This window comes from Nocardia sp. NPDC004711, assembly GCF_053601595.1.
Genome location: NZ_JBSGCB010000008.1, coordinates 1 through 17,261, shown reverse-complemented (window position 1 = coordinate 17,261; position 17,261 = coordinate 1). Strand labels below are relative to the sequence as shown.

Genomic DNA, 17,261 nt, shown 5'->3' with positions numbered 1-17,261 from the left:
TGCTCACGCAATCGGTTCGTTCCGCACGAGGTGGGTGGGCAGCCGGGCCTTCACCCGAAATCCGCCGTCGGCCTTCGGTTCTGCGGACAGTTGCCCGCCCAGGGCGTGGGCGCGTTCGGTCATGCCGGTGATGCCGTGGCCGCCGGTCGGCGACTGCGGCGCGGGCTGGCGGGTGGGCCGGGTGTTGTCGATGGTGAGCTGCAGCCGCTCGGCGGCGTAGTGCACGGTGACGAGCACGCTCGCGCCGGGCGCGTGCCGCACCACATTGGTGAGCGACTCCTGCACGATCCGCGCGGCGGCCACGTCGACCACGGCCGGCAGCCGTCGCGGCCCACCGGTCACCATGGTGTGAACCTCCAGCCCGGCGGCGCGGGCCGGTCCGGTGAGCTTGTCGAGGTCGGTGATGCCGATGGTGGGTGCGGTCGGTGCGGTCACGGTGGCGGTGCCGCCGCGAATGGAGCGCAGCAGCGCGTTCACCTCGCCGAGCGCGTCCTTGCTGGCGGATTTGATGGCGGCCAGCGCGGTGGCGGCCTGTTCGGGCTTGCGGTCGAGCAGTTCCAGCGCGACCGAGGACTGCACATTGATCAGGGAGAGGCTGTGCGCGAGCACGTCGTGCAGTTCGCGCGCGATGGCCAGGCGCTCCTCGGTGACCCGCTGTTCCCGCTCGGCCGATTCCAGTGCGCGCTGGGCCTGTTCGCGTTCGCGCTCGGCCTGTTCCTCGCGGCGGGCCGCCTCGCCGCGCTGCCGCCGGGCGATGACGGCGGCGCGTCGCTGCCGGATGCCCTCGGCCGCCGCGGCGAGCACGAAAAGCCAGGCGAGCAAACCGAATTCCTGCCAGGTGCCGGTGTGGTACCCGCGCCAGCCGGGCACCGGCCACACCATGAGCAGGTAGCCCGCGGCCACGAACGGATAGGTGTACCAACGGGATTCGAGGACGGCTGCGGTCAGGAAGGCGACGATGAGCGAGACGAAGATCGGCCCGTAGCCGTAACCGAGCAGTAGGTACGCGACCGCCACGGCCAGCGTCGCGTAGAACACTTCCAGCGGGCGGCGCCGACGTAGTACCAGCAGTGCCGGACCGGCGATGAGCAGTGCATATCCGTACACATCGAGCTGGCGCACCACCGGCTGGTGATGATTGGCCAAGGTTCCGAAGCCGAGTTGTATCGCCCCCACCGCCAGCGCCGGGAGCACGTCGCGCCGCCCGAGCCTTCCCCCGCGTGTGTCCATAGCTGCACCGTAGCGCCGTCCGCGGGCAGCGGCACTGTGTCGCGGCCAAATACGTCCAGATACGTACGCCGGATCGCGCGTTGCGACGGATTATTTCCCGTGCGCGGCGGCGGATCGTTGAGCCCATGAACGAAGCAGTATCCGATGGCGGCCGCCGCGGGCCCTCCATGGTTACGCAGGCTGCCTCCTCCGGGCCTGACACACCGATCGCGGTCGTCGTCACCGATCGGCTGACCAAGCGCTACGGCTCCCACACCGCCGTGGACGCCGTGAGCATGAGCGTCCGCCGCGGTGAGATCTACGGTTTCCTGGGGCCCAATGGCGCGGGCAAGACCACCACGTTGCGCATGCTGGTCGGTCTCATCCGTCCGTCGTCCGGCGGGGCGATCGTGCTCGGGCGGCAGCCCGGCGACCCGGAAACCTTGCGCCGCACCGGCGTTCTCATCGAGGGCCCCGGCTTCTACCCCTACCTGTCGGGCCGGGACAACTTGCGCGTCCTGGCCCGTTACCGGGGTGTCGGCGACGACGCGGTCGCCGACGCCCTGGACCGGGTGGCCCTCAGCGCCCGCGGCAAGGACCGGTTCCGCACCTATTCGCTCGGCATGAAGCAGCGCCTCGGTGTCGCGGCCGCCCTGCTCGGCCGCCCCGACCTGCTGATTCTCGACGAACCCACCAATGGCCTGGATCCGGCGGGCATGGCCGAGATGCGCGAGCTCATCACCGGACTCGCCGGCGACGGGCACACCGTGGTGCTGTCCAGCCACCTGCTCAGCGAGGTGCAGGAGATCTGTGATCGCGTCGGCGTCATCTCCGCCGGGCGACTGCTGGTCGAGTCGACGGTACGCGAATTGCGCGGCACGGCCTCGCTTCTGGTGCGCGCGGAGCCACTGGAGGTGGCCTTCCCGGCGGTGCGCGCGGTGGTGGGGGAGCGGTCGGCGCTGGTGACCGCCAACGGTATTCGTGTCGACGCCGGGGCCGCGAACGCCCCTGTGGTGGCGCGCGCGGTCATCGAGGCGGGCGCGGAGCTGCTCGAGCTGCGCACCGACGAAAAGTCCTTGGAAGAAGTCTTTTTCGAGATGACGGAGACGGCGAAATGACCGACCTGCTGGCCAGCACCCGGGCCGAACTGCTGCGGCTGCGCAAGTGGCCCGCCTTCTGGATCGTGCTCGGCACCTGGATCCTGTTGAATCTCACCTTCGCCTACCTGTTCAACTACCTGGCCTACACCACCGGCAGCACCACCCGCATGTCCAACGGCCTGCCGCGTGAGCTGCTCCTGCAGCAGATGCTGCCGGCGGCCGTGCCGGAGGTGTTCACGCAGGGCATGGCCATGTTCGGCGGGGCGCTCATGCTGGTGCTGGGCGCGCTCGCGGTGGGCAGCGGCTACGGCTGGGGCAGCTGGAAAACCGCACTCACACAGGGGCCTTCGCGGGTGCAGGTGATCGGCGCGGTGGTGCTGAGCCTGGCGGTGACGGTGGTCGCGCTGGTGCTGGCCGCCTTCGTGATCGACACCGGCGTGGCCGCGCTCATCGCCGGCTCCCAGGGCCAGTCCCTGGCGCTGCCGTCGGCCGGCCGGATGCTGCTCGGAATCGGTTCCGGCGCCGCCATTCTGGGCATGTGGACGCTGGCGGGCGCGCTGATCGGGGCGGTCGCCCGGGGTCCCGCGCTGGCGGTGGGCCTGGGCCTGGTGTGGGTGCTGGTGGTGGAGAATCTGCTGCGCGGCGTCGCGGCGATCTTCGCGCCCATCCGGGCCGTCACCGACCACCTGCCCGGCACGGCCGCCGGCTCCCTGGCGGGTTCCCTGCGCACGGTGGGCGGTCCGGCGACCCCCGGTGTCCTGGACGTCCTGGGCCGCGGCGAGTCCCTGCTGGTGCTCGCCGGGTACGTCGTCGTCTTCGCAGCCGGAACGATCTGGCTGATTCGGCGCCGTGACATGGTGTGAGACAGGCGAATACCGCGCGATGCGGCCGTTCACCCGCGCGGTGAGCGGTCGTGTCGTCGGGTCAGCCCGCCGGATCCAGCACGCCGTGCGCGAGTTTCGCCAGGCCCGCGGCGATCTGCCCGGACCCGAGCCCGCGTTCGCGCTGATGCCGGTACACCTCGGCGGCGAGCGGTGCGAGCAGCGGGTCCACGAGTGAATCGGGTTCGGCCACACCGGCTTCGGTGAGCAGGGCGCGTACGTGCACCGCCCAGAACTGATAGGCCCCGGTGCGGAAACGCGCACCGCCGGTCTCCGCGCCGAGCACCAGATGGGCATGGGTGTCCAGCAATTCGACCATCGCCGCGTAGAACGCGGCCAGTCGTTCGGCGGGCGGCGCGCCCGGTCCCAGTGGTGGCTCGCCGCGCAGCAGCTGCTCCTGGAGTGCCCGCTCGTGCTCGTCGAGCAGCGCGACGGCGATGGATCCCACGTCCGGATAGCGCCGGTACAGCGTTCCCCGCCCGACCCCGGCCGCCTTGGCGATGTCGTCCATGGTGACGGTGCGCGGGTCGCGCCCGGCGAACAGTTCCGCGGCTGCGGCCAGCACCTTGGCCCGATTGCGGGCGGCGTCGGCGCGCTCGGCGGGCGCGGACCGGTCGTTGAGCAGTGGCAGGCCGGGGGTGTTCATGCAGCTCACTGTAGCCCTCGGGGAATAAGTGGACAATTTGTCCGGTTGTGGCCTACCGTCGGAGAAATAAACGGACACAACGTCCATTTGATTGGAGCCTCGACCATGACCGCCCTGCTGCACCTCGACGCCAGCGCCCGCCCTACCTCGGTCAGCCGCGAGCTGAGTGGCGCCTTCGCCACCGCCTGGCGCGCCGAACACCCCGGCGCCGCCTACGTTCACCGCGACCTGGCCGCCGAGCCGATCCCGTTCATCGGCGAGGGCTGGACCGAACTGTGCGACCGGGTGCTGGCCCGCGGTCGCACCGATCTCGACCGCCTGGCCGAACTGGCGGATTCCCCTGCGCAGCAGCGGGCCTGGGAGATCGTCGAGCCACTGCTGGCCGAGATCCGCGCCGCCGATGTCGTGCTGATCGGCACGCCGATGTACAACTACTCGATCCCGGCGAGCCTCAAGGCGTGGCTGGATCAGATCACCTTTCCGCGAATGTCGCTGGCCCCCACCCGATTCGTGGTCGTGACCGCGCGTGGCGGCGCGTACTCGCCGGGCGCGCCGAAGGCGATCTACGACTATCAGGAGCGCTACCTCCGCGACTTCTTCGCAGGCCATTTCGCCGTCGACGATACGGTTTTCGTCCATGCCGAGCTGGTGAACTCGCGCCAGGATCCGGCGCTGGCCCACCTGCGCGACGAGCACGACGCCTCCTACGCCGCCGCGCTCGCCGCCGCCCGCGCCCTGGGTAAGGAGTACTGAAATGAACTGGCTCGTCCTGGGTTTGGCCGGCATGGTGGAGATCGCGTGGTCGCAGTCCATCAAGCCGACCCAGAATTTCACCAAGCCGCTGCCGACCCTGCTGTGCTTCGTGCTCGCGGCGGTCGCGGTGTACCTGCTGTCCCGCGCCATGCAGTCGCTGCCGGTGGGCACCGCGTACGCCATCTTCACCGGCATCGGCGCGGTGGGCGCGATCGGGCTGGGCATCGTGGTGCAGAAGGACCCGGTGAGCGCGGGCCGGGTGCTGGCGCTGTCGATGATCATCGGCGGCATCGTGCTGGCTCGGGTCACCAATCCCGGGTGAGCGCGGGCCGGGGCGGTATCGTCGCGCCCCATGGATGTTGCGCCCCTGCGGCCACCCGACCTCGCCGCGCGACCGTTCTTCCTGGTCGCGGAACGCATCATCGCGGCCTCGCCCGCCGAGCTCTACCGCCAGTGCACCCAGCAGTTCGGACTCTGGTTCGCGGACCCGGGTTCGATCCTCATGCGCCCGGTGGTGAACCAGCCGTTCTTCTTCACGGCGGGCGGCGGCCACCCGCACTACGGCAGATTCCTGCGCCTGGAACCCGACCGCCTGGTCGAGCTGACCTGGGTCACCGGCGGCACCGAGGGCACGGAAACCGTGCTCACCCTGGAACTTTCGGCGCACGGCGCGGGCACCGCCCTACTCCTCACCCACGCCGGCTTCCCGAACGACGTGACCCGGGAGCGGCACGAGAAGTCGTGGCCGCGGGTGCTCGAGGACTGGGACCACCGCACGGCTGCGGCCGTCTGAGGGATGAACACCGAATGATCGTGAGCCCGCCCCGCTTTCGGGCGGAGTAGGTTCGACCCGTACCGGTTTCCCGGGGTTCGGGGGCGTAGCCCCTGAGAGCCTCGAGAGTTGAGTTCTCCCCTCTCACGAAAGGACAGTGATGCCTACACGTAGCGCGCGTACCGCCTGGTCCGGCGGCCTGCAGGACGGTTCCGGTCAGGTCGAGCTGGTCAGCTCGGGCGTCGGCAAGTACGACGTCTCGTTCCCGAAGCGCACCGCCGACGAGGCCGACGGCACCACCAGCCCCGAAGAGCTCATCGCGGCCGCGCACTCCTCCTGCTACGCCATGGCGCTGTCGGCTGAGATCGGCAATGCCGGCGGCACCGTGCAGAGCCTGGACATCACCGCCGACGTGACCCTGGGCCCGGACCCGGCCGGCGGCTTCCGCATCTCCAAGATCAAGCTGACCGTGGCCGGCAAGGCGTCGGGCATCGACGAGGCCGGCTTCCTGGCCGCCGCCGAGGCCGCCAAGGCGGGCTGCCCGGTGTCCAAGGCGCTGGCCGGCGTCGACACCATCGAGCTGGCTGCCACCTTCGAGGCGTAGCTCGCGAGTTCCCGGCTGACGCTGTCGTCAGCCGGGACCCGGCGCGGGCCGGGGTTGTGGACGATGGCGTTGATCAGGCGTTCTTGCCGGGTACATCGAGGACGACCTCGAACTCCAGCAGCGACGCGCCGGTGGAGACCGGCTTGCGTGCCTCGCCCGCGTGCGCCTCGCGCGCCGGGCCGTCCCGCCACGCCGCGAAGGACTCCTCCGAATCCCACTGCGTGACAACGAAATACCGGTTGTCGCCGGAGACCGGGCGGAGCAGCTGGAAACCCAGGAAACCCGGCGAGTTCTCCACCGCGTGCGCACGGTGCGCGAAGCGCTTCTCCAGTTCGGGGCCCGCGCCCTCCGGAACCTCGATTGCGTTGATCTTGACGACTGCCATGGGTGCGAATGTACTCCGTGCCCGCGACGTATCGTTCGAGGCAATAACCAACTCGGAACACATGGTCGAGGCGATGTTGTACGACGAAGGCGGCGCGGGTGCGCCGATCCTGCTGCTGCACGGATTGATGGGCAGCGCCCGGACCTGGCGGGCGCAGCTGCCGTGGTTGCGCGAATTCGGGCACGTGTACACGTTCGATGCCGCCGGGCACGGACGCCCCGCGCCCGCCGAGCTCACCACCGAGGCGTTCGTGGCCGATCTGGCCGCGGCGACCTCGGACATCGCCGAACCCATGGTGGTGATCGGGCATTCGATGGGCGGACTGCACGGGTGGATGTTCACCGCGGCGCACCCGGAGCGGGTGCGCGCACTGGTGGTCGAGGACATGGCGCCGGACTTCCAGGGACGTACCGCGGAGAACTGGGCGGCCGTGATTTCGGCTTGGCCGCAACCGTTTCCGGACGAGCGGGCCGTGCTGGAATTCTTCGGCCCGGTCGCGGGCCGCTACTTCCTCGACTCGTTCCGGCAGGGCCCCGACGGCTACCGCCTGCACGGTGAGGTCCCGACCTTCCGGGACATCTCGGAGGAATGGGGCGGGCGCGATTTCTGGGCGCAGTGGAAATCCGTGACCGTCCCGGCCCTGCTGATCGAGGGCGAGCACACCATCACCCCGCCGGGGCAGATGCGCGAGATGGCCGAGCTCCACCCGGATGCCCGCCATGTCGTCATCCCCGACGCCGGTCACCTCGTTCACGACGATCAACCCGCCGCCTACCGGGCCGAAGTCGAGGATTTCCTGCGCCGCGTCCTCGTTTGATGGCGGGTGCCTTCAGTCGGGTGGGGTGGTCGTCGTATGCTCGGCTCGACCCCGACTCCTGACGGATGGTGACCAACGATGATCGACTTCTCGATTCCCGCCGACCTTGCTGCCGAACGCGATCGGGTTCGCCGGTTCGTCATCGACAAGATCGTGCCCTTCGAGCGTGATCCGCGCCTGACCGCGCACGGCCCCGACGACGAGCTGCGGCAGGAACTGGTCGAACTGGCCCGCGCCGAGAAGCTGCTCACCATCCAGGCCCCGGTCGAGCTGGGCGGGCGCGGCCTGACCCACCTCGAGCAGGCCGTGCTGTACGAGGCGGCCGGCTGGTCCACCCTCGGCCCCGTCGCCATGAACTGCGCCGCGCCCGACGAGGGCAATATGTTCCTGCTCTCCAAGATCGCGAATCCGGAACAGACGCAACGCTTCCTGCAGCCGGTGATCGACGGCCACCAGCGCAGCGTCTTCGCCATGACCGAGCCGGGCGGCGCCGGCTCCGACCCCAACCAGCTCGCCACCGAGGCCACCTTCGACGGCGAGAACTTCACCATCAACGGCCGGAAGTGGCTGATCACCGGCGCCGACGGCGCCAAGACCTGGATCATCATGGCGCGCTTGGCCGCCAACCCGCACCTGCCCGAGGGCCCCACCCTGTTCCTCTGCGACGGCGACGCGCCCGGGATCGTGATCGAACGCGTCATGAACACCATGGACCGCAACTACGTCGGCGGCCACGCGGTGGTGCGCTTCGACAACCTGGTGCTGCCCAGGGAATCCGTGCTGGGCGAGACCGGCCAGGCGCTGCGCTACGCCCAGTTGCGGCTGGCCCCGGCCCGCCTCACCCACTGCATGCGCTGGCTGGGCGCGGCCGAGCGGGCGCAGGCCATCGCGGTCGACTACGCCAAGACCCGTACCGCCTTCGGCAAGCCCATCGGCGAGCATCAGGGCGTGTCGTTCATGTTGGCGGACAACGAGATTGCGCTGCACCAGTGCCGCCTGACCATCTGGCACGCGTGCTGGCTGATGGATCAGGGCCACAAGGCCCGCCACGAATCCTCCATCGCCAAGTCCTACGTCTCCGAGGAGCTGTTCAAGGTCACCGACCGCTGTGTCCAGGTGCTCGGCGGCATCGGCATCTCCGACGAGACCGTGGTCGAGATGATCTTCCGCGACATGCGCGCCTTCCGGCTCTACGACGGCCCGACCGAGGTGCACAAGTACGCCATCGGGCGGCAGATCCTGCGCGGCTGAAAGCCCGGTCTGCCCAGTCGGACCGGCCTTCGGTGGGCGAACCCCCATGGTTCGCGGCGCGTCTCGTTCTGGACTGCGCTCCGCCTCCCCGCGCTTGGAGCGGGGGAGCGAAGCGGAGGAGCGGAGGGAGGGAAGAACGAGACCTCCAGCGCCGCGAACCCGCCCGGAGCGGAGCGGAGGGCAGATCAAACACAGAGGGCATAATCTTCCAGCATGAGTTCGGAATTGCACGTGGACGTCTCCGGCGGCGTCGCCGTGCTCACGCTCAATCGCCCCGCCCAGCAGAACGCCCTGACCCCGGCCATGGCGTCGGAACTCGGTGCGTCGCTGCGCCGCTGCGACGAAGACGACGCGATCGGCGCGGTCGTCATCACCGGGACCCCGCCCGCGTTCTGCGCGGGCGCGGACCTGTCGCTGAAGGTCGGCGAGGTCAACGGCCTGATCGATCCGCCGCCGTTCCGGATCCGGAAACCGGTCATCGCGGCGGTGAACGGGCACGCGGTGGGCATCGGCCTGGAGATCGCGCTGCAGTGCGACCTGCGCTATGTCGCCCGCGACGCGGTGTACGCGCTCAACCAGGTTCGCCGCGGCGCGCTCGCCGACGGGTTCGCGCACTGGACCCTGCCCCGCCTGATCGGCAGCGCCCGCGCCGCCGACCTGCTGCTCACCGGCCGCACCTTCGACGGAGACGAGGCGTACTCGCTGGGCATCGCCAATTCCTGCCTGCACGCCGCCGAGGTGCTGCCCACCGCCCTCGAGGTGGCCCACGACATCGCCCACGGTTCGGCCCCGCTCCCGGTGGCCCTGTCCAAGCGCCTGCTGTGGGAGGCCCCCACCATGGCCCCGGAAACCGTGGGCCGCTTGGAAAGCGAGCTCAACGGCTACGTCGCCAAGAGCACCGACGGCGGTGAGGGCGTCGCGGCCCTCAAGGACCGCCGTCCGCCCAAGTGGACCGGCAGCGTCAGTGGCGAATGGCCCGCCTGGGATGCGGTGACCGGTGGCGAGCGCCTGCCCGGTCTGGACTGACCCGGGCCGTTCGGCCGGACCTGAGCGGGCCGTTCGGCTAGGCGCGCCCGCTGATGACCATCAGCAGGAAGATGCAGGCGAAGACCACCATCAGGCAGGTCCCGATGACGCCGAGGACATAGCCCACCAGGACCTGCACCCGGCCACCGAAGCGGCCCCCGCCCTCCTCGATCTCGTTCAGCGCGCGCCGTCCGAGCGCCCAGGCGACGGGACCCAGCGCGCCGCAACAGAACACGCTGAGCGCACCCAGCAGCAGGACGGCCGTCGCATGCTCATGCTCGACAGGGGATCCGAGGGGCGGCTGATCGAAGACCACCGCCCGAGTTTACGGGCGGAAGCCCCGCGGCGGCAGGCTGACGCGCGGTGTTCGCTTGCGCCGCTTGGATATCGAGGCTCGAGAGCCCCGATATGTGGTGGTCGAGTGACCGAATCAGGCCCGGCGCTGCCGCGCCACCTCGGCCAGCACCACGCCCGCCGCCACCGAGGCATTGAGCGACTCGACCGGCCCCGCCATCGGAATGCTCAGGATCGAATCGCAGGTCTCGCGCACCAGGCGCGACAAGCCCTTGCCCTCCGAGCCGACCACGATGACCGTCGGTGCGCTGCCGTCGAATTCGTCGAGGGTGGTGTCGCCGCCCGCGTCGAGGCCGACGATCTGGTAGCCCTTGTTCGCCCAATCCTTCAGCGTGCGAGTCAGATTCGTGGCCCGCGCGACCGGAAGCCGCGCTGCCGCACCCGCACTGGTGCGCCATGCCACCGCGGTGACACTGGCGCTGCGCCGCTGCGGGATCACCACACCCTGGCCGCCGAAGGCCGCCACCGAGCGGATGACCGCACCCAGATTGCGCGGATCGGAGATATTGTCCAGCGCCACCAGCAGCGCCGGCTCGCCCGAGTTGTGCACCCGGTCGACCAGATCGTCCGGGTGGGCGTACCGGTACGGCGGCACCTGCAGCGCCATGCCCTGATGCATGCCGTTGTGGCTCATCTTGTCCAGGTCGGTGCGCGGCACCTCCAGGATCGAGATACCGATCTCCGCGGCCGTCTTCACCGCCTCGCTGAGCCGGTCGTCGTTCTCGGCGCCATTGGCGACATAGAGCGCGGTGGCGGGCACGCCCGCGCGCAGGCACTCCACCACCGGGTTGCGGCCGAGCACCAGCTCCGGACCCTCGTTGTCCTTGCGGCCCGCGATGGGCCGGGCCGCATTGCGCGACCGGGTGGTGGCGGCCGACGTCTGCGCCTTGGCCTTCGCCTTGGCGCGCTTCGCGGCCGGGTGGTAGACGCGGTCCTCGGCCTTGGGCGTCGCGCCCTTGCCCTCGAGCCCGCGGCGGCGCTGCCCGCCCGACCCGACGGTCTGCCCCTTCTTGGTGCCTGACTTGCGCGTCGCCCCGCGTCGCTGGGAATTGCCTGCCATCACTTCGCCTTCCGTATTTCGCGGGTATCCCGCCTCGGCCCGGCCGCGGGACGAACCCGCTCACGGTCGATCACGCGGGAAACCTGCCTCCGGTCGGCGCAGCGAACGGCTGCGCCCCTGTCTGAACTTTCGCGCTGCCCAAGAGCAGCGCCTCCGGCCGGCCACGAGCCGCGCGGCATTGCCGGAGGGACGCTACGAATTGTGCCCCACGCTGGGTCGCCGCCCCGAATTCGGTGCGCTCCGCCACACCGCGCGAGCGAGCCCGCGCGGTATTCGGCGACCCGACGCGGTATTCGAGCTATACGGGTTCCGCCGATGCGGAACCGGTTACTTCTTCTCCTTGGCCAGGGACCACTCCGCGCCCTGCGGCGTGTCGGTGACCTCGACGCCCGCGGCCGAGAGCCGGTCGCGGACCGCGTCGGCGGTGGCCCAGTCCTTGTCGGCGCGCGCCTGCTGCCGCCGCTGCAGTTCCGCGCCGATGAGCACATCGAGCGCGGCGATGGCGGCGGAATTGTCCGCGGGCGCGGCCCAGTGCTCGTCGAGCGGATCCACACCGAGGATGCCCAGCATGGCCCGAACCTGCCCGGCCAGCATGCGCGCGCCCGAGAGGTCACCCGCGTCGAGCGCCTTGTTGCCCTCGGTCACCACGCCGTGAAGCGCGGCCAGCGCCTGCGGAACTCCGAGGTCGTCGTTCAGCGCGTCTCCGAAGGCCGGGGTCCAGGTGCCGACCGGAACCTCGCCCGTGCGCTCGGCCACCCGCAGCACGAAGGCCTCCAGCCGCTGGTACCCGGCGGCCGCCTCGGTCAGTGCCTGATCGGAATACTCGATCATGGACCGGTAGCTCACGCTGCCCAGGTAGTAGCGCAGCTCGACCGCGCGCACCCCGACCCGTTCCAGCACATTCGGAATGGACAGCACATTGCCCAGCGACTTGGACATCTTCTCGCCGCCCATGGTCACCCAGCCGTTGTGCAGCCAGTAGCGGGCGAATCCGTCCCCGGCCGCGCGCGACTGCGCGATTTCGTTCTCGTGGTGCGGGAAAACCAGATCCATTCCGCCGCAATGAATATCGAATTCCGGTCCGAGATAGAACTCGGCCATGGCGGAGCATTCCAGATGCCAGCCCGGGCGACCCGGACCCCACGGCGACGGCCAGCTGGGCTCACCCGGCTTGGCGGCCTTCCACAGCGTGAAGTCGCGCGGATCCTTCTTGCCCTGGCCCGCGCTCTCGCCCTGGTGCACGTCATCGAGCTTGTGCCCGGACAACTTTCCGTAGTCCGGGAAGCTCAGCACGTCGAAATAGACATTGCCCTCGGAGGCGTAGGCGTGGCCGCGTTCGATGAGCCGCTCCATCATCCCCACCATCTGGGTGATGTGCCCGGTGGCGCGCGGCTCGCCGGACGGCGGCAGCACGCCCAGCGTCTCGTAGGCGCGGTCGAAGGCGCGCTCGTGGGTCGCGGCCCACTCCCACCACGGGCGGCCGTGCTCGGCGGCCTTGTTCAGAATCTTGTCGTCGATATCGGTGACATTGCGAATGAAGGCGACGTCGAAATCATTGGCGGCCAGCCACCGTCGGAGCACATCGAAGGCGACGCCGCTGCGCACGTGCCCGATGTGGGGTTCCCCCTGAACGGTCGCGCCGCACAGGTACACCGAGGCTTTGCCAGGGACCAGCGGCGTGAATTCACGCAGGGTCCGCGTCTCGGTGTCGAAAAGGCGCAGAGTCACGACAGAGCATCCTAGCTGTTGGGAAATGGGCGGATGACGGGTGCGTCAGGCGCGACAACACAGCAGCGCGGTGGCGACCGCCGCGACACCCTCGCCGCGGCCGGTGAGGCCCAATCCGTCGGTCGTGGTGCCGGACACCGAGACCGGCGCACCCAGAATCTCGCCCAGCACCTGCTGCGCCTCGGCCCGTCGCGGGCCGATTTTCGGGCGATTCCCAATTACCTGTACAGCCGCATTGACAATTGTGAATCCGGCCTCGTCGAGCAGACGGCGGACTTCTTTCAACATGGCCGCGCCGGACACGCCCGCCCATTCCGGGCGACCCGTGCCGAAAACCGCGCCCACATCGCCCAGTCCGGCGGCCGACAGCAGCGCGTCGCACAGCGCGTGCGCCGCGACATCACCGTCGGAATGTCCCGCGCAGCCGCTGTCGCCCTCGAACAGCAGGCCCGCCATCCAGCAGGGCCGGCCGGATTCGACGGGGTGCACATCGCTGCCGATGCCGGTGCGCAGGGCCATGGGATCCATCACGGGGCGATCACCGCTTCGCGTGTCGTGTCCAGCCCACCTGCGGTGTCCGCCGTATCACGGCGCGCGGCAAGGGTATTGGCGAGGACCAGGTCCAACGGCGTAGTGATCTTGAAAGCCAGGGCGTCACCGAGCACCGTGTGAACGGTCGCACCCAGCATTTCCACCAACCCCGCGTCATCTGTCGCCTGTGTACCCACAGCGTAGGCGGCCCGCAGCAGTGCGGCATCGAAGCCCTGCGGAGTCTGGATGGCACGCAACCCGGATCGATCCGGGGTACCAGTCACGGCGCCGGTCGCGTCCACGGACTTGATGGTGTCGGTCACCGGCAGCGCGGGCACCACGGCCCGCGCGCCCGCGCGCAGCGCCTCCACCACGCGGGTGACGAGCGCCGGGGGAGTCAGGGCCCGGGCGGCGTCGTGCACCAGCACCAGGGTGGCGTCGGGCGCGGCCGCGAGACCGGCCCGCACCGAATCGGTGCGCTCGGCCCCGCCCGCGACGACGTGCACGGGCACGTCGGAAGCGGGCAGCAGGGCTCGGGTCTCGGCGACGAGTTCGGCGGGCACCATAACCACAACGTCGTCGACCGACCCGGAATCGATCAGTCCCTGGACCGCCCGAGTGAGCATGGGACTGCCGCCGACGTGGACGAACGCCTTCGGCTTGTTCTCACCGAGACGCACGCCCATGCCGGCGGCAGGAACCAGAGCGACGACACGACTGCCGTCGCCGGGTGTAGTTTTCACGGTCAGGAGGCCGCTGCGAGAACCTCGTCGAGCAGGGTCTCGGCCTTGACGTCGTCGGTACCTTCCGCGAGCGCGAGCTCACCGACGAGAATCTGGCGGGCCTTGGCCAGCATCCGCTTCTCACCGGCGGACAGGCCGCGGTCCTGCTCACGACGCCACAGGTCGCGGACGACCTCGGCCACCTTGTTCACATCGCCGGAGGCGAGCTTCTCGAGGTTGGCCTTGTAACGGCGGGACCAGTTGGTCGGCTCTTCGGTGTGCGGAGCCCGCAGCACCTGGAAGACCCGGTCCAGGCCTTCCTGCCCAACGACGTCGCGGACGCCGACATACTCGGCATTCTCCGCGGGAACCCGAACGGTCAGGTCGCCCTGTGCGACCTTCAGGACCAGATACTCCTTTTGTACACCCTTGATGGTGCGGGTTTCGATAGCTTCGATCAGCGCCGCTCCGTGGTGGGGGTAAACGACGGTGTCTCCGACCTTAAAAATCATGTGTCCCGTGCCCCTTTCGATGTTCACAGTTTAACATGCGACTCGGTAACGGCGCGATCAACGGCGCAGGTCAGGGCCACAACGGAGCGGCGGCGGGGGTTGACAGAACGGGAATCGTGTGCATCCCGTTGTGGCATAAGGGGATAGCGCATCGCATCGTCCGCGCGCATATGCGAGTGCGTACTTCGCATACGCGACCGAGCGCCCTCTCATAAACATCAATGCATCACTCCAGAAGTCGTCTCCGAATCGTTGTCAGGGCCCCTGACACATCCCGCCCGGTCGTTCTGTGAGATGCCGCGCTCGCGCCGGGCCGCCGCGGCGGGCGCTCGCCACGCGCACGCGACACCGCCCGCGTGTAGAGCGGGGGGAGGGACGCATTACTCTCTTTGACTACTACTCTCCATAGTGGAGTTAGCCCGGTCGACATGGAGGACCCTGTGACTGCCCTGAAAGCCACCACTGCGTCGAAGTCGCGGCGGCGTGCCGTGACAGTTGCTGCACTCGCTGCGGGTGCGGTGCTCGCGCTGTCGGGTTGCGGCGCCGGTCAGGTCTCGCAGACCGCCACCCAGGTCGCCGCCGTCAACGGCAACACTGCCAATGTCGGCTCCATCGCGCTGCGCGACGTGCGCTTCCTGCTCCCGCAGACCGAGGAGTACAACAACGCCAAGGGCGGCAAGGCCGTGCTGGCCTTCAGCGCCGTCAACCTCAGCGACAGCAAGGCCGACGAACTGGTCAGCATCAGCACCGACCTGGGCCAGGTCAAGATCGCCGACAAGATCGAGATCAAGCCGTCCAGCACCGTCGTAGCCGACAAGCCGACCGCCAAGGACGCGGCCGCCGCGGCCGCCGTGCACGAGCAGAACGCCGGCGAGCCCGCCTCCGACAAGGTCACCGACCCGAACGCCAAGCCCGTCCTGATCGAGGTCACCGGCCTCACCAAGGACGTCACCCCGGGCCTGACCTACCCGCTGACCTTCGTCTTCAAGGAGGGCGGCACCGTCGTCGTCAACACTCCCGTCGACGCCGGCCCCAACAACCCGCGCCAGGAGCCCGCGAAGCAGGAGAAGGGCGGCGAGCACTGAGCTCCCGCTAGAGCACCTGACCGCGCCCGCCCCCACAAATCGGGGCGGGCGCTGTTGCATCCGATCATCCCGGAGGTTCGCGGCCGTCTCGATTCTGGACTGCGGCTGGAATAGACCTCCGCCTTGGAGCGGGGGAGCGAAGCGGAGGAGCGGAGGAGGGAAGAATCGAGACCTCGGGGCCGCGAACCCCGCCCCGGAGCGAAGCGGAGGGGCAAATAAGACACAGTGTCGGGGGCGCTGGCTAGGCTGCCCGGCGTGGCCAAGGTGAAATCGCTGTACCGGTGCGCGGACTGCTCGCACGAGGTCGCCAAATGGGTTGGGCGCTGCCCGGATTGCAACGCGTGGGGGACCATCGAGGAGATGGCGGCGTCCGCGTCGGCGGTCGCGGTGGGGCGGCGGGCGATGCTGCCCAGCACGGCGGCCGCGCCGATCTCGAGCATCGACTCGAACAAGACCCAGGCCCGGTCGACGGGGGTGTCCGAGCTGGATCGGGTGCTGGGCGGCGGGATCATTCCCGGGTCGGTGGTGCTGTTGTCGGGGGAGCCCGGGGTGGGCAAGTCGACGCTGTTGCTCGAGGTGGCGCACCGGTGGGCGCGGGCGCGCGACGAGATCGCGCTGTACGTGACCGCGGAGGAGTCGGCGGGGCAGGTGCGGCTGCGGGCGGACCGCACGGGCGCGGTGCACGACAAGGTGTACCTGGCCGCGGAATCGGATCTGGCGACCATTCTCGGGCACGTGGAGCAGGTGAAACCCTCACTGCTGGTGGTGGACTCGGTGCAGACGATGCTGGCCGCCGACGCGGACGGCGTGATCGGCGGTGTCACGCAGGTGCGGTCGGTGACGGCGGCGCTCACCTCGCTGGCCAAGGCGAGCGGGATCGCGGTGCTGCTGGTCGGGCACGTCACCAAGGACGGCGCGGTGGCCGGTCCGCGCACGCTCGAGCACCTGGTCGACGTGGTGCTGCAGTTCGAGGGCGACAAACACTCCGCGTTGCGCATGGTGCGCGGCATCAAGAACCGCTTCGGCAGTACCGACGAGGTCGGCTGCTTCGAGATGCGGGAGGCCGGAATCCATTGCGTGGACGACCCTTCGGGGCTGTTCCTGCACCATCGGGGCGACGCGGTGCCCGGGACCGCGGTGACGGTCGCCATGGACGGCAAGCGGCCCATGCTGGGTGAGGTGCAGGGGCTGACGGTGGACACCCAGGCGCCCGCGCCCCGGCGCGCGGTGAGCGGGCTGGACTACAACCGCGTTTCCATGGTCCTGGCTGTCCTGCAGAGCCGCGGGGGCGTCTTCGTGGGCAAGCAGGACGTCTACGCGGCCACCGTGGGCGGTATGCGGCTCACCGAGCCCGCCGCGGATCTGGCTGTCGCGCTTGCCATTGCGAGCGCCAGCCAGGATCTGGCGCTGCCCAGCGGCCTGGTGGTGCTGGGCGAGGTGGGGCTGGCGGGCGAGGTGCGCCAGGTGACCGGGCTGACCCGCCGGCTGGCGGAGGCGGAGCGGCTGGGCTTCACCGAGGCCCTGGTGCCGCCGGGCGCGGATCGCACCGGCCGCAGCATGACCGTGCGCGAGGTCGCCGATATCCGTGCCGCCCTTGCCGTTACCGGGTTGCGCCGGCGGCGCGGTGCGCAGGCCCCGGCGGAAATGGCGGAATGACAGCCGAAATCGAATGAGGTCGCGGAATCGAATTCGATCCGGACCGGAATTCGGTTCGCAATTACCGGAATTCTCGAAAGACGGCGGCGCCCCAAGGTCGCACTGACCGGGGTCGCCCGGCAGTAACCTGAGCGATCGTGGCACGCCGACTCGACTACTCCGCGCGGTA

20 protein-coding genes are annotated in these 17,261 nt (G+C 69.6%); 11 read left to right on the top strand and 9 right to left on the bottom strand.

All coding sequences use genetic code 11. The annotated features are described in order from the left end of the window. Window positions 1-3: 3 nt before the first annotated feature. Window positions 4-1,230: a sensor histidine kinase gene (locus ACWEKS_RS09465; RefSeq protein ID WP_452339650.1), complete on the bottom strand. Its 1,227-nt coding sequence runs from the start codon at window positions 1,228-1,230 to the stop codon at window positions 4-6. A 167-nt stretch (window positions 1,231-1,397) separates the two neighbouring features. Here ACWEKS_RS09465 and ACWEKS_RS09460 point away from each other — a divergent pair, with 167 nt between their 5' ends. Together ACWEKS_RS09460 and ACWEKS_RS09455 are read left to right on the top strand one after the other, a co-directional pair. After that, window positions 1,398-2,327 (top strand): ABC transporter ATP-binding protein, encoded by a 930-nt coding sequence (locus ACWEKS_RS09460; RefSeq protein WP_452339801.1) that lies wholly within the window; start codon window positions 1,398-1,400, stop codon window positions 2,325-2,327. Next, window positions 2,324-3,172 (top strand): ABC transporter permease, encoded by an 849-nt coding sequence (locus ACWEKS_RS09455; RefSeq protein WP_452339649.1) that lies wholly within the window; start codon window positions 2,324-2,326, stop codon window positions 3,170-3,172. Before ACWEKS_RS09460 ends, ACWEKS_RS09455 begins: the two co-directional genes overlap by 4 nt. A 61-nt stretch (window positions 3,173-3,233) precedes the next feature. Here the strand turns inward: ACWEKS_RS09455 and ACWEKS_RS09450 are convergent, their stop codons facing one another. Then, a complete protein-coding gene (locus tag ACWEKS_RS09450) occupies window positions 3,234-3,836 on the bottom strand; it encodes a TetR/AcrR family transcriptional regulator (protein WP_452339648.1) in 603 nt (200 codons plus the stop codon). Between the two features lie 105 nt (window positions 3,837-3,941). Between ACWEKS_RS09450 and ACWEKS_RS09445 the strand changes: the two genes are divergently transcribed. The 4 genes from ACWEKS_RS09445 (at window position 3,942) to ACWEKS_RS09430 (ending at window position 5,965) form a co-directional block, all read left to right on the top strand. After that, a complete protein-coding gene (locus ACWEKS_RS09445) occupies window positions 3,942-4,589 on the top strand; it encodes an FMN-dependent NADH-azoreductase (RefSeq protein WP_452339647.1) in 648 nt (215 codons plus the stop codon). A 1-nt stretch (window position 4,590) separates the two neighbouring features. Next, window positions 4,591-4,911 (top strand): DMT family transporter, encoded by a 321-nt coding sequence (locus ACWEKS_RS09440; RefSeq protein WP_452339646.1) that lies wholly within the window; start codon window positions 4,591-4,593, stop codon window positions 4,909-4,911. A 30-nt stretch (window positions 4,912-4,941) separates the two neighbouring features. After that, window positions 4,942-5,382, top strand: coding sequence for an SRPBCC family protein (locus ACWEKS_RS09435; protein WP_452339645.1), 441 nt, complete (start codon window positions 4,942-4,944; stop codon window positions 5,380-5,382). Window positions 5,383-5,521: 139 nt separating this feature from the next. After that, complete coding sequence (locus ACWEKS_RS09430) at window positions 5,522-5,965, top strand: OsmC family peroxiredoxin (RefSeq protein WP_452339644.1); 444 nt, start codon at window positions 5,522-5,524, stop codon at window positions 5,963-5,965. A gap of 73 nt (window positions 5,966-6,038) precedes the next feature. Here the strand turns inward: ACWEKS_RS09430 and mhuD are convergent, their stop codons facing one another. Further along, window positions 6,039-6,350 (bottom strand): mycobilin-forming heme oxygenase MhuD, encoded by a 312-nt coding sequence (gene mhuD / locus ACWEKS_RS09425; RefSeq protein WP_364606466.1) that lies wholly within the window; start codon window positions 6,348-6,350, stop codon window positions 6,039-6,041. A 73-nt stretch (window positions 6,351-6,423) separates the two neighbouring features. Here mhuD and ACWEKS_RS09420 point away from each other — a divergent pair, with 73 nt between their 5' ends. The 3 genes from ACWEKS_RS09420 (at window position 6,424) to ACWEKS_RS09410 (ending at window position 9,444) form a co-directional block, all read left to right on the top strand. Further along, complete coding sequence (locus ACWEKS_RS09420) at window positions 6,424-7,167, top strand: alpha/beta fold hydrolase (protein WP_452339643.1); 744 nt, start codon at window positions 6,424-6,426, stop codon at window positions 7,165-7,167. 78 nt (window positions 7,168-7,245) lie between these two features. Further along, a complete protein-coding gene (locus ACWEKS_RS09415; protein ID WP_452339642.1) occupies window positions 7,246-8,418 on the top strand; it encodes an acyl-CoA dehydrogenase family protein in 1,173 nt (390 codons plus the stop codon). Between the two features lie 213 nt (window positions 8,419-8,631). Beyond that, window positions 8,632-9,444, top strand: a complete 813-nt coding sequence (locus ACWEKS_RS09410) for an enoyl-CoA hydratase/isomerase family protein (RefSeq protein WP_452339641.1) — start codon at window positions 8,632-8,634, stop codon at window positions 9,442-9,444. A gap of 37 nt (window positions 9,445-9,481) precedes the next feature. Here the strand turns inward: ACWEKS_RS09410 and ACWEKS_RS09405 are convergent, their stop codons facing one another. The 6 genes from ACWEKS_RS09405 to carD all read right to left on the bottom strand — a co-directional run bounded on the left by ACWEKS_RS09405 (window position 9,482) and on the right by carD (window position 14,351). Continuing rightward, the gene (locus tag ACWEKS_RS09405; protein WP_452339640.1) at window positions 9,482-9,760 is read right to left on the bottom strand and encodes a DUF4190 domain-containing protein; all 279 of its coding nucleotides are present in this window, start codon (window positions 9,758-9,760) and stop codon (window positions 9,482-9,484) included. 114 nt (window positions 9,761-9,874) lie between these two features. After that, window positions 9,875-10,858: a 23S rRNA (guanosine(2251)-2'-O)-methyltransferase RlmB gene (gene rlmB / locus ACWEKS_RS09400; RefSeq protein WP_452339639.1), complete on the bottom strand. Its 984-nt coding sequence runs from the start codon at window positions 10,856-10,858 to the stop codon at window positions 9,875-9,877. Window positions 10,859-11,185: 327 nt separating this feature from the next. Then, window positions 11,186-12,586 carry a cysteine--tRNA ligase gene (cysS, locus tag ACWEKS_RS09395; protein ID WP_452339638.1) on the bottom strand — a complete coding sequence of 467 codons (1,401 nt, stop codon included), beginning with the start codon at window positions 12,584-12,586 and terminating at the stop codon, window positions 11,186-11,188. Between the two features lie 45 nt (window positions 12,587-12,631). After that, window positions 12,632-13,099, bottom strand: a complete 468-nt coding sequence (gene ispF, locus ACWEKS_RS09390) for a 2-C-methyl-D-erythritol 2,4-cyclodiphosphate synthase (RefSeq protein WP_364606775.1) — start codon at window positions 13,097-13,099, stop codon at window positions 12,632-12,634. 14 nt (window positions 13,100-13,113) lie between these two features. Next, entirely contained in the window at window positions 13,114-13,860 is a 747-nt protein-coding gene (ispD, locus tag ACWEKS_RS09385; RefSeq protein ID WP_452339637.1) for a 2-C-methyl-D-erythritol 4-phosphate cytidylyltransferase, read from the bottom strand. A gap of 2 nt (window positions 13,861-13,862) precedes the next feature. After that, window positions 13,863-14,351, bottom strand: coding sequence for an RNA polymerase-binding transcription factor CarD (gene carD, locus ACWEKS_RS09380; RefSeq protein WP_019931623.1), 489 nt, complete (start codon window positions 14,349-14,351; stop codon window positions 13,863-13,865). Between the two features lie 440 nt (window positions 14,352-14,791). Between carD and ACWEKS_RS09375 the strand changes: the two genes are divergently transcribed. Together ACWEKS_RS09375 and radA are read left to right on the top strand one after the other, a co-directional pair. Further along, window positions 14,792-15,436, top strand: coding sequence for a hypothetical protein (locus ACWEKS_RS09375; RefSeq protein WP_452339636.1), 645 nt, complete (start codon window positions 14,792-14,794; stop codon window positions 15,434-15,436). 255 nt (window positions 15,437-15,691) lie between these two features. Continuing rightward, entirely contained in the window at window positions 15,692-17,092 is a 1,401-nt protein-coding gene (radA, locus tag ACWEKS_RS09370; protein WP_379383245.1) for a DNA repair protein RadA, read from the top strand. The last annotated feature ends 169 nt before the right edge of the window (window positions 17,093-17,261 follow it).